This is a genomic window from Paenibacillus sp. 1001270B_150601_E10 (genome assembly GCF_015558675.1).
Classification (GTDB): domain Bacteria; phylum Bacillota; class Bacilli; order Paenibacillales; family Paenibacillaceae; genus Paenibacillus_B.
Window position 1 is genome coordinate 40,409 of record NZ_JADMOL010000006.1, and the last position, 12,240, is coordinate 52,648.

Consider the following 12,240-nt stretch of genomic DNA (forward strand, 5'->3'; position numbering starts at 1 on the left):
AACAGTCACTATAAATATAATAATGACATCACTATCGATGGTCAAGGATATTTAGCATTTCCCCCCCCATACCTCATTCACATGTACGTTTTCTTGAATCCAAGTGTGGGCTTGCTGCTAACCTAAACTCTCAAACGAATCAGCGGCAGTCACATGATGCTAAACGTAATAGTGGAAAGATGCAAGTCTTATGCTTTGCTCGAGGGGTAATCAAGCAAAGTACACATGATCCAGAATTTGAACGTATTGCTCATGAAGTAGGGATGATTAAATAATGTAAAGGTCATCAAACCATAATAAAGCTTGATAAAAGTCACCTTTTTAGTTGTTCTTTGTGGTGATTTTTCAATGGATACTTATGTTAAAATGGATGTTTATCTTGTGGGATAGTGTACTTAAACTCCCATGAAAGAACGTAATAAACTTTCATTTTCTGTGGGGTGTGATGTTGATTGTACGTGACATGGGCGGCTAACGGATTTTGTTACTCTGGAATGGTTATATGTCAAGGGAGTAATGCCCTTATTTTCTTAAAATAAGCTATGATATAAATAGTGATTAAATGGATGTACTTTGTAAAGAAAACGATTTATCATAAAAGTACAACTTCCTCATAGAAGATTTATTTATTGAAAGTATAGGTGAAATGCATACATATGAAAAATCGTGTTGTTCAATTACTATTTGTATTTATTATTGCAGCAATTGTGCTCATCCTTTTAAATAACTCCATTATATCCTTATATACCTTAATCGGCGTAATATGGTTTACCTCAATTATAGGGATTTCCTTCGTTATTTTTATTGAAAATCGATCTCCGCAAAGCACATTGGCTTGGTTTTTAGTATTAGCGATTCTCCCTGTTATAGGTGTGATTTTTTACTTGCTTTTCGGAAGAAGCCGTTGGAGAAGAAAGAAACATTTGCACCGTTCAGAAGAACAAAGAAAATTATTCCGTGAGATTTTAGCAAACAGAAGTTTTAATTTTGATATCTCTTCTCCTTTAAATGAACGATCTACCTATTTGACACAGGTGATACAAAAATTTGGCGGTGGTCCTGTTGCTGATGAAACCACAACAAAACTCTTAACAAACGGTGATGAAACCTTTAATGAAATCATACAAGCTATTGAAAATGCTGCACATCATATCCACATTCAGTACTATATTTACCGATCAGATGAAATCGGTACAAAAATTCGAGATGCCTTAATCAAAAAAGCACAATCCGGCGTTATCGTACGATTTCTTTACGATGGTCTCGGAAGTAAAAAATTACGGAGGCGTTTTTTGCAACCAATGAAAGACGCAGGGATTGAAGTAATCGAATTTGATTCTATTCTGTCTCCTTGGCTATTAGAAACTGTAAATTATCGTAACCACCGTAAGATTGTTATTGTTGATGGGATCATTGGATTTACAGGCGGGCTCAATGTTGGGGATGAATATCTTGGTAATTCAAAGAAGTTTCCTATTTGGCGTGATAGTCATTTAAAAATAGAAGGAAAAGCATTATATAAACTACAAGCCATTTTCCTTGAAGACTTACTCTATGCGACTAGTGGATTAAATACTTATTCTTGGGACCAATTTATGAATAAAGTATACTTTACAGGTCAAGGAATTCATCAGGCAGAAGGTGCCGTACAAATCGTTGCAAGTGGACCTAGCTCAGATGATACAGTTATTCGGAATGCTTTATTAAAAGTGATGGGCTCTGCGAAAAAGTCAATTTGGATTGCCACTCCATACTTCATTCCTGATCAAGAAACATTATCATTGCTGCGTTTGAGTGCACTTTCCGGAGTAGATGTCCGTATTTTATATCCTGGAATTAGTGACAGCATCATTAGTGATCAAGCATCCCAGTCATACTTTACACCACTTCTACAAGCGGGAGTCTCTATTTATCGTTATAAGGATGGATTTATGCACGCTAAGATTGTCCTTGTTGATGATGAAATTGCAACAATTGGTACTGCAAATATGGATATTCGTAGTTTTGAGCTTAATTATGAACTCATCGCAGTTCTATATGAATCGAAAACAGTTCTAGATATAAAAAGTGATTTTGAACAAGATTTCACAGATTCCATAGAAATTAGCTGGGATTCATTTCAAAAGCGAAGTATAAAAAAACGCATACTTGAATCACTTATGCGTCTTATTTCTCCTCTACTGTAAATCTCTAAAAAGTAATCAATTTAAAGTTGATTACTTTTTTCTTTTATAAAGATCTTCGTTACCCTTCAAAGGATCCAACCAGCGTCAAGCTTTAAGCTTGGCGCTTGAGAGTAAATCAGCAGTACAACTGCTTAAAGTCAGACTATTGGTTATCTTTTTATGAATTTAACGGATTCAATGACATCTGCCCATAATTATTGGAATAGTCCTCAAACCGCTTGTAAACTATCTGAGGAGTTTTTACTCGTGGTGGAACTCTTGCACCAGGAACTTAAAATAATTCATATCCGCTTCCCGTAATCTCATAGAATTAATGCCGGCACGAACTAGGATCGTCCCACTCTCGTGTTAAGTAACCTTGCTCCACTAACTTGGCCAATCATGTATTGAAATAGGCATCCTTCACTCCAACGCCACCTACAATTGCGATGATATCTTGTTCAAGCTAGCTAACATACTTCCGGTTCTTCTGCAGCTTGGATAATACAATAAAGTCGTTCCAAGGCTGCCTCATATTCTATATTCAAATTTTTCCTACGCACTATTGTATAATGAAGCCTTCACCTTTTTACTGCGATAATTCACGATATAAATACTTACACCTACTAATAACAGACCTATGACAAGGCGGTAAGTTACCGGTTCATCTAAAAACAACGTACTGATGATTACGGCAATGATCGGTACAAGGAACGTGAATGTCCCGACTTTGCTCGCCTCTCCTGCATTAATAAGTTTGTAGTAAATGATATAGGCCAGTGGAATGCCGAAAGTGGAACCGTATCCGAGTCCAAAAAGGTACTTGCCATTCCATTCAATGGCTGACCAGCTTTCCACAATGGTTCCAGTACCTATCAGAATAACTCCACCAATGATAAACTGCAAAGACACCATCCAGAAAGCATCTACTTCGCTGCTCACCTTTTTCACATAAACCACACCAAGTGCCCAGCTTAATGCCATAAGCAACCCTAAGACAACACCTATGGTCGATACATGAACGGTCAATCCGTCTACACTGACAACTACAATTCCAATAAAGCCGATAATCATGCCCATAATTTTTAACAGCGACATGTACTCCCCAAGCCAAATCCAAGCAAACAATCCAAGTAGAACGGGCTGAAAATAGACAAGCACGGAAAACAATCCTCCTGGCAAATAACTAAGCCCTACTGTCTGTAACCCAAAAAAGAGAATCGTATTAAGGAATGCAGAAATACAATATTTCGACCAATTTTCACGCCATTTGATCCTGTTCCTCATTTTATATATGAGAGCTGCAAGGATAAGGCCCCCAATTACGGTACGCATACCTGCAAATAATAACGGGGGCGTATAAGGCACAGCCATTTTATAGATTGGCCAACTTCCACCCCAAATAAAGACTAATAATAGTAAGGCACACGTCGATTTTGTAAAGACCTTCCCCAATTGTCTATCCTCCCTTCCTAGCTAAGTAGGTAACTAAGTATTTGCCCATTCTCCAACAAATTCAGCTTCATTATAAGAAAAGAAGTTCTTCAGAATCTCCTCGCGATGATCATAGAACAGCTGGTCTGCTACAGCTGAAACGAGTCTAGGTATCCCATATCTCATTCCAGGGAGTGAAGAGGCTGTGATCCCACAGCTAACTAAAGCTGAATAGTTAAAAACAAAAAGTCCATGAAGAAGCTTTTCATCCTTTTTGTCCCGGCATGTGAAAGTAAAGTCAGGGCCAAGGTAAGGATACGCATCAAGCCTATGGTTGGCGATCTCGGAAGGTGCATGATAATAGTCGTCCCAACGTGCAATATGGCGTTCGAAAAGCTTTAGCTCTGGACGTAAAGAATGATCAGTCACAAGACCAGTGGAGATGATTAGAAAGTCAAAAGTGAAATTACCTTGTGGAGTAGTGACAACAGCCTTCTCAGCTTCATGCTGTACGTCAAGCCATGGTGCACCTAAATGTAATGCAAAGCCTGAATGTGAGGCTGCACGTTCAAATGTGTCATTTGTTGGAGGTTGATGCTTAAAGTAATGGTCCATAACGGAATATTTATCAGCATCAGATAGAACATGAAAACGTTCAATTATACCTGACGCCACCATTTGTCGCATTGGGTTAATGCGTGGCATCTCCGTTCGGCGAACAAATACGTCAGCAGAACCTACTCCTTCAGATAATGCATAATTGGCATTATCAAAAGCTGAGGCCCCACCGCCTAAAATGGCTATCTTCTTACCTTTTAGGGCCTTAAAGTTAATGTTTTCTGAGGTGTGTGCGTAGAGGTGACGAGGCATTGTCTCGGAAATCATAGATGGCACGTGCCATTCCCCTCCGCCTTGAATACCAGTAGCTAAGATAACCTTGCGGGACAGTAATGGTTGAGAAGATGCTCCTGCTCCTTCCACATGCAATCGATAAACATTTTCCTCTGCAGGCTCAATAAGCTTCACCTTTACCTCATTAACAACAGGTAAGTTAAGGATCTTTCGATACCAACGTAAATAGTTCATCCAATCGTTCCGTGGAATCTTATCGATGTCCTCCCAACTTTGTTGTCCAAATTGCGCTTCCCACCAGGAGCGAAATGTCAGAGAAGGAATGCCAAGATCAATGGATATCAAATGTTTAGCCGTACGCAATGTCATCATGCGAGCGTAAGTTATCCATGGCCCTTCATATCCTTCAACGTTTTCGTCGATGACAAGGATATTAGATATTCTTTCACGTAATAGACCAAAGGCCACACCTAAGCCACACTGGCCCCCTCCTACAATCACGGCATCGTAGACATGCCCCTCAGGATGCTGGGTCCGGCATACCCAGTCCTCTCCCCCAAATGCAAGATAAGAAAGATCCCTTTTTACTTGTTCATTTAAAGCTTCTAAACTCATGATTTTTCATTCCTTTCAAAATAGGGTTTAATATCTTCTGAACTAATCGTTAAGTTATTCTTTACTTTATCTGAATGGCGGCTTCTTCTTGCCCCGTCTTATGAACAGCATAGATGTGGTTACAACAATGTTCATTTAGGCCTTCTGAAATATCTATATTGCCTCACCTCCTTAATTTTACAGATAATATACCCTACCCCCCTATAGTATGTAAAGGGTTAATATTAAATTTCAACATTTTTTAAGGTGCACCATTAAACGAAGGAACTTCCTTGGTTGGAATCAAATAGCGTCCGTCAGGTAATCGGATCAAGTCTTTTCTTCAGCTCAGGACAAGAACTTGGTCCTACAAAACAAAAAAAGCCGCTTAACCTAGCGGCTTTAAATAGGGCTATGCTAATGCAACAACTTTATTAAGTGCCAAACAAACGCTCTCGACTAACAATTGAACTTTACGTTGTTGCGAAATATGAACCCTAGACTTTTTTCATAATGAACCGGTGACTATTACATGTCCTGCGTTGCTTTCGCCGTAGATCGGCCATTCGCAATTATTTTGCTACTTCTCCAAACAGCAAGTCGAGAATTTTCTCATCCGCCTTACGGTTCTCCCCCTTGTATGGATAGCAGTGAATATGAATGGCTGGGTTAAAGTTGATCTCAATAATACTGTAATTGGAATCGGATGCTTCAACTGTAATATCATCAATCATCATGTCCACTCCACAGAAAGTAGCACCCGCAGCTTTTGCTGATTCAATGGCTAATCGCTTATAGCTTTCAGGAATTTCATCGGTAAAGTCAAGACTATCTCCACCTGTACTGATATTGGAGTTTTCCCGTAAATAGACAACTTGACCTAAGGAAGGGATATCACTCCATTGATGGTTATGATTCTTCAAAAACATAGTTTCTGCTTCACCTAGTTGGATCTTCTCTAAAGGTGTTTTATAACCGTGACCACGTAGAGGATCTTTATTCTTTTCATGGACGAGCTGCTCAATCGTGTGCACTCCATCACCAACGACATTCGCCGGTACACGATGCAGTACCCCTACAACCTCATCGCCCATGACCAGGAATCGATACTCCTTGCCTGTCATGAATGCTTCAAGTAGAACGGTCTGATCGTGCCTAAATGCCATCTCAAATGCTTTTTGATAGTCCTCTTTTGAGAACTCACGATTAAAGATCGTGATACCTAAACCAAAGTTGGTGGACTTCGGTTTAATGACGATAGCTTTGTCACAGTACGTCTCATAGGCAGCCAATGCCGCTTCCTGGCTACGGAAGACATCCCCATGTGGAACTCGAATACCACGCTCTTTAAGAACTTCTTTCGTCACAATTTTATTTTCCATGATCAATACCGTACTGTAGGAATCTAGCGACGTCTTGGTTGCCTGCTTTACATATTCCTTGTGATCTCCTTTCGTAAGCAGAACGAAGTTCTCGTCTCGATCAATGAATTTGAACGTAATCCCACGTTTCACGGCTGCCTTTAGAAGCAATTGAGTTGATAATTCTAAATCTTCATATCCAACAAAGCGGTACCCACTCTTCTCGCTCTCTTTGGCATACGCTTTGGCTTTAGCCAGATGATATTTCAAGTACGTGGATTTCTGTATTTCCAACTTAATCCTGTAGGCAAAGCACGACTCGGGATAAAGGACCTTTTGCATCTCACCATCAAGGATTTGGATCAACTCTCCCCGATGAGGATCCAAGAGTTGCACCATCTCTTGCATCTCACGGATGCAAGCAAGTGCTATCTCCTTCATCGTGTAACGGGAGCCTCTAGAATCATGTAAATTCCCTTCAATACCGCTCATGATCACCTGATCATGATTGAGATCCGCCATCTTCCCGTCTTCCATTCCGAAAGGCTCATCTTCTTTGAGCAGCATAAAGAGAATGAAAAGATGGATAACATACATCGTATCTTTACTGATCCCAATCTTGTGTAGTGGATTGAGATCAATCAAGCGCAGCTCCAAGTAAGCTACTCCGTCTTCCACAAGTTCTTTTAAGGGATTCAACCCTTTGGCTGTTTTTAAGCGAACGGGACAATAAAATTCCTTTGCACTTAGCAATTCGCCCTGTTGAATTAACGTATTCAAATCCTGTACGTAATCTTGTGTTGAATCAAAGGATACATAGAACGGTTTTTCGTTCCGATAGCCACAGACACTATTCCGCAGTGAATTCATATTCGGGAAGTAGTAGCTCTTGTTATCATCTGAATGGCCTAATGACACACACTTGTCGATATAGGTCCTATCAAAGACTGGACTTGCTCCTGTTAAATAGATGAGCAACCAACGATACCGAAGCAGGTTGCGTGCAATCTTAAAGTAAATGGCATCCTTGAAGTCCTTGTAGGTCTCACCTTGCCTTAGCGTCTCATACAACTTTTGTAAGAACCGTTCATCAAATGAAAAGTTATAATGGATTCCACTTAGCAGTTGCCTTTTGCGACCATACTTATCTGCTAATTCATGTCGGTATTCATCCGCAACAGGATCATTCATCTTCGCAATCGGAATCTCTTCTTCATCAGGTAAGATAGGAGGATTACTGCTTGGCCACAAGTACTCCCCATCAAGTTCCAATGACACAATATCCTGCAGGGCTTCCATGAACCGATATGTCTCTTCAATCGTGTTGAAAGATGGGGTAATCATCTCAATCTGACTCTCTGAAAAGTCGGTTTGGATGTAGGGATTCTCCGTCTTAGTCCCAAACGATTTAGGATGTGGGGTCAGCGCCAATTTACCTTCTTGATCTACCCTAACATTCTCTTTCTCTAAGCCAAATTGGCCTCGAAACAAGTCCTTATTTAACGATTTATCGATGATTTTTTGTATGATTTCACGATGTAACATAATCACATGTTGAACCTTCCTTCATACTTAGGTTAAGACGAAATTTGTGGAACTTTCAATTTGCGTAGTGTTCTACTAAACCAGAGGACTAAAACGATTCCCTTGAACACACTGCTGAATGCAATAGACATCCACACCCCGTTCAAGCCGAATGGTTCGGATAGAATCAGAGCTAGTGGTATTCGTAATGCTGTAAAGGTAATACTGAAAATCGGTGGGATATGGGTTTTCCCTATTCCGTTAAAGGCACCTACTGTCATGAGCTCCATGCACATAAACAGTTGGGAATAACCAATGATTCGCATATAATCCGTCCCCAACGCTAAACTCGCCTCATCAGATAAAAATACGGAAAAGAGCTGCCCTGGGAAGAGAATAAAGATGATCGAGATAAAGATACCGAATCCCGACGTCAGCAGTAAGGCTTGTTGGTATCCCTGCTGGATACGATCTAATCGACGCGCTCCATAATTTTGTCCGAAGAAAGCAGCGATAGCGCCTTGCAGCCCACCAATGGTCATGTAAGAGATTGATTCAATCTGAATACCGACTTTTTGAACCGCAATGGCATCTGAACCAAATCGCACAATGATCTTTGCTATGATGATGGAAATCAATGTGAAGGTCACCCGTTGTATCGTGATTGGCAGCCCCATTTGAATTACTTCTTTCATGAGGCGGCTATTCCATTCGGATGACTTGGTAATCAACTCAGAATGTCTTGTTTGAATGATAAATAACACTGTCACAAGAAGGTTTGCCGTTAAAGTTGCAATGGCGGCTCCTGCAACACCCCAGCCTTCAAAACGTCCTACACCAAAAATCAGGAAGGGATCGAGAATGATATTGAAAACAAGACCAACCGTGAAGATATGAAAGGGCTGCTTGCTGTTTCCCATCGCATTCAATATCGTCGCGTACAACGTATTTACGACCGAAAAGATCGTGCCCAAGATGGAGATCAATAAGAACTGCTTCGCCATCAACTCAACTTCATCACTTCCTAAATCAAAGAAACCGATAAGCTGATCCTTTGTCAAAAAGACGAATGCCATATAAAGAAGACCAAGCAAGACAGACAGGACGAATCCATTTTTGATATAGGTCTTTGCTTTTTCACCCTCGCCTGCTCCCATACAATGGGATACCTTTATTCCCGTTCCGATTGTAATCATCGTGGCCAAAGCGATCGCTAGATTTATAAAGAAGCTCGCTGTCCCGATTGCTGTAACAGGACCACTTCCAAGCCGGCCAACCCACATCATATCAACAAGTCCATAAGTCGTGGAGATGAAGTTGGTTGCTATGATCGGGAGGGATAGTTTCATCAAAGCCGGCATAATCTTACCTTTGGTTAAATCAGTTGTGCCTTTCATGCTGTACTCCTTCATATCCTAAGTAAAAACCGACCACAAAGGGTCGGTTCAAAGCACTGATTATTTTCCTTCTGTTAGGAAATATTCGATTCTGGCTTTGATTGCATCGCGCACCTCACAGAAATGAGCCATGATCTCCTCTTCGGTTCCAACGGCTTTCGCGGGGTCATCAAATCCCCAATGCCACTTTACTACACGTGGATTTGAGATCACGGGACAATGCTCATCTGCATGACCACAAAGGGTTATAACATAGTCAGCATGATTGAGGATCTCAGGATTGATCACATCAGAAGTATGGTTCGATATATCAACTCCTGCTTTGCCCATTACTTGAACCGCTCTTGGATTCAACCCATGCGCCTCTAATCCTGCACTTTTAACCTCATAACGGTCGCCTCCCAACGCTTTAAGCCATCCGTCAGCCATTTGGCTCCGACAAGAGTTTCCTGTACATAAAAAATATATCAATGGTTTTTTCATCTTGAGTCATCATTCCTTTTCATCAATGATTTGTAGCGGGCTCGAAATACTTCCGCTTTATCCAAAGCGACACATTTACCAGCCCAATCAACACGGGTACTTCTACGAGCGGTCCAATTACCGCGGCAAATGCCACTCCTGAATCTAGACCAAACACTCCAATCGCTACGGCTATTGCGAGTTCAAAGTTATTGCTTGCAGCCGTGAAAGATAAAGATGAAGCCACTGGATAGGATGTTCCTGACTTTTTTGATAAGAAGAAAGATACGAAGAACATCACCACAAAGTAGATGATCATAGGAATCGCAATACGCACTACATCAAGTGGTAATTCGACAATCAATTCTGCTTTAAGCGTGAACATCAAGATGATCGTAAATAATAGTGCAATAAGGGCAAGAGGACTTATCTTCGGAATCAACACTTGTTCATACCACGGTTGACCCTTAAGCTTGATTCCAATCACACGTGTCAGTAACCCTGCTGCAAACGGAATGCCTAAATAGATCAATACGCTTTCTGCAATCTGTACCATCGAGACATCAACAACAGCACCTTCAACCCCAAACCAGCCGGGTAGCACCGTTATAAAGACATACGTAAAGACGGAATAGAACAGGATCTGAAAGATAGAGTTGAATGCGACAAGACCTGCTGTATATTCAGGATCTCCCTTAGCCAGATCACTCCATATCAAGACCATGGCAATACATCTTGCAAGCCCAATCATAATCAGTCCGATCATGTACTCCGGCATATCACTAAGAAACAAAATAGCTAAGAAGAACATCAGAATCGGACCAATAATCCAGTTCTGCACTAAGGACAGTAGGAGTACCTTCCAATCCTTAAACACCCGTCCAAGCTTTTCATACTTCACTTTTGCAAGCGGCGGATACATCATCACAATCAGACCTATAGCAAGTGGTACTGAAGTTGTTCCAATTTGCATACTAGAAAGCACTTCGGAGAAATTAGGCACCAGATATCCTAACCCTAATCCAATGGCCATTGCTCCAAAGATCCAAAAGGTGAGATAACGATCCAGAAAGGAGAGTCTCTTCGTATTTCCATGACTCATTTCATCTACACTCCTTATTCACATACCATTTCATTCATTTTTTTCTGCTCTTCTTCCCCTATTTCCGGCAAATACTCTAGCACGTCTTTTAAATGAGGTTTATCTTCAATTGAAAGTGAATAATAAATCCATTGTCCTCTTCGTTCTTCTACTACTAAGCCTGCATCTTTTAATTTTCGGAGATGCTGGCTTATATTCGGTTGAGTCGTTTGCAATATCTCGACTAAATGACATACGCACATTTGCTGTTGAGCTACTAGAGAGACAATCTTAAGTCGAGTTTTATCTCCCAACAACTTGAACTGTTCCGCCATTTCCTCTATTGAGATCATGTATCGATACACCTCCTGAATTTCATGTTTATTATATAATCAGTCACTTATATAATCAACTATTTATTTATTGGGACTGAGCCCGTTGGAAAAATAAGCACATGGTCACTCGAATATTCAAGAATAAAAGACTTCGTACTAAGATGTGGCACATATTATAACGCCTATGTTACTTTCAATGTATCATTTCTCTAAAATCATCGTTCAACACAAATACACCTTCAAGCTTGTCTCCATGCCATACGCAATGAAGCATTCTAGAAGGTGCTTTAAGTTGTCTTATTCAAAATAAGTTATTGGAATCAGAAAATATAGAAAATGAGACCTTTGCCCTCAGCTACAGCTTGGTTAAAGAAACGCCGGATTTCGTTGAAATTCTGAAGCAGGTAGGCAAAGAACTCGTCCTCAGTCTCTTCTGAAACAATGTCAGGCTCGAGAGGATATACCTCGTCCTTGACCATGGCCGAAAAATCATACCGCAAGCGGAGTTGCGCTTCATCTAGTTCAGACATAGCCTGAAGCGCTTCTGCAACTTGCTTGGCGTGTAAAGAAAACGCCCCGAATGAGCCAAAATCGATGCCTTTGTCTGACGTCAGCGGAACAACATAGCCAAGAGGTGGCTCTCCATCAGAAATATCTCCACAAAGCAAGTAGTGAATCGCCTCCCAGGATCTATCAATGTTCAGTCCGGGATAATCGGCTATTTTCAAACTCTTCAATGCAATGTCGCCTGCTGTGATCTGCTTAACCAGGTTGTCATCCAAAGCAAAGTAATATCCACGCATTCCCATGTAGCCATCCTTCTTTCCATTTTAATTAGTGACTATACTGCCCAATCAAAATGTAACATTCAGGAATTGTGTATTTCAAGGATCATATTACCCATGTTGCCGTTAGAACTTCTTACACTGGATGTATATAAAACATAACTAGTTGAAGGAGTACTACTTAGCGAAGCAGTCCAATCATCAGTAACGGCTATCAAGTCGCATACCGGCATGAATAGTTATCAATCTT

At 40.7% G+C, this 12,240-nt stretch carries 9 protein-coding genes; 1 reads left to right on the forward strand and 8 read right to left on the reverse strand.

What is annotated here, in order from left to right:
- The first annotated feature begins 656 nt into the window (after window positions 1-656).
- Window positions 657-2,186 carry a cardiolipin synthase gene (locus tag I2H74_RS14855; protein WP_195574960.1) on the forward strand — a complete coding sequence of 510 codons (1,530 nt, stop codon included), beginning with the start codon at window positions 657-659 and terminating at the stop codon, window positions 2,184-2,186.
- Between the two features lie 534 nt (window positions 2,187-2,720).
- Here I2H74_RS14855 and I2H74_RS14860 read toward each other — a convergent pair.
- The 8 genes from I2H74_RS14860 to I2H74_RS14895 all read right to left on the reverse strand — a co-directional run bounded on the left by I2H74_RS14860 (window position 2,721) and on the right by I2H74_RS14895 (window position 12,014).
- Window positions 2,721-3,620, reverse strand: coding sequence for a DMT family transporter (locus I2H74_RS14860; protein ID WP_195574962.1), 900 nt, complete (start codon window positions 3,618-3,620; stop codon window positions 2,721-2,723).
- 33 nt (window positions 3,621-3,653) lie between these two features.
- Window positions 3,654-5,066: a flavin-containing monooxygenase gene (locus I2H74_RS14865; RefSeq protein ID WP_195574964.1), complete on the reverse strand. Its 1,413-nt coding sequence runs from the start codon at window positions 5,064-5,066 to the stop codon at window positions 3,654-3,656.
- Window positions 5,067-5,617: 551 nt separating this feature from the next.
- The gene (gene gshAB, locus I2H74_RS14870; protein WP_229106738.1) at window positions 5,618-7,951 is read right to left on the reverse strand and encodes a bifunctional glutamate--cysteine ligase GshA/glutathione synthetase GshB; all 2,334 of its coding nucleotides are present in this window, start codon (window positions 7,949-7,951) and stop codon (window positions 5,618-5,620) included.
- Between the two features lie 32 nt (window positions 7,952-7,983).
- Window positions 7,984-9,327, reverse strand: a complete 1,344-nt coding sequence (locus I2H74_RS14875; protein ID WP_195574967.1) for an MATE family efflux transporter — start codon at window positions 9,325-9,327, stop codon at window positions 7,984-7,986.
- 60 nt (window positions 9,328-9,387) lie between these two features.
- Window positions 9,388-9,810 (reverse strand): arsenate reductase (thioredoxin), encoded by a 423-nt coding sequence (gene arsC, locus I2H74_RS14880; RefSeq protein ID WP_195574969.1) that lies wholly within the window; start codon window positions 9,808-9,810, stop codon window positions 9,388-9,390.
- A gap of 22 nt (window positions 9,811-9,832) precedes the next feature.
- Entirely contained in the window at window positions 9,833-10,891 is a 1,059-nt protein-coding gene (gene arsB / locus I2H74_RS14885; RefSeq protein WP_195574970.1) for an ACR3 family arsenite efflux transporter, read from the reverse strand.
- 14 nt (window positions 10,892-10,905) lie between these two features.
- The gene (locus I2H74_RS14890) at window positions 10,906-11,223 is read right to left on the reverse strand and encodes an ArsR/SmtB family transcription factor (RefSeq protein WP_195574972.1); all 318 of its coding nucleotides are present in this window, start codon (window positions 11,221-11,223) and stop codon (window positions 10,906-10,908) included.
- A 302-nt stretch (window positions 11,224-11,525) separates the two neighbouring features.
- The gene (locus I2H74_RS14895) at window positions 11,526-12,014 is read right to left on the reverse strand and encodes a YfbM family protein (RefSeq protein ID WP_195574974.1); all 489 of its coding nucleotides are present in this window, start codon (window positions 12,012-12,014) and stop codon (window positions 11,526-11,528) included.
- Window positions 12,015-12,240 lie beyond the last annotated feature (226 nt).

Excerpts from the sequence above, each read along its gene's own strand:
- I2H74_RS14855 (WP_195574960.1), top strand. The coding sequence starts at position 657 with ATGAAAAATCGTGTTGTTCAATTACTATTTGTATTTATTATTGCAGCA.
- I2H74_RS14865 (WP_195574964.1), bottom strand. The coding sequence starts at position 5,066 with ATGAGTTTAGAAGCTTTAAATGAACAAGTAAAAAGGGATCTTTCTTAT.
- gshAB (WP_229106738.1), bottom strand. The coding sequence starts at position 7,951 with ATGTTACATCGTGAAATCATACAAAAAATCATCGATAAATCGTTAAAT.
- I2H74_RS14875 (WP_195574967.1), bottom strand. The coding sequence starts at position 9,327 with ATGAAAGGCACAACTGATTTAACCAAAGGTAAGATTATGCCGGCTTTG.
- arsC (WP_195574969.1), bottom strand. The coding sequence starts at position 9,810 with ATGAAAAAACCATTGATATATTTTTTATGTACAGGAAACTCTTGTCGG.
- arsB (WP_195574970.1), bottom strand. The coding sequence starts at position 10,891 with ATGAGTCATGGAAATACGAAGAGACTCTCCTTTCTGGATCGTTATCTC.
- I2H74_RS14890 (WP_195574972.1), bottom strand. The coding sequence starts at position 11,223 with ATGATCTCAATAGAGGAAATGGCGGAACAGTTCAAGTTGTTGGGAGAT.
- I2H74_RS14895 (WP_195574974.1), bottom strand. The coding sequence starts at position 12,014 with ATGGGAATGCGTGGATATTACTTTGCTTTGGATGACAACCTGGTTAAG.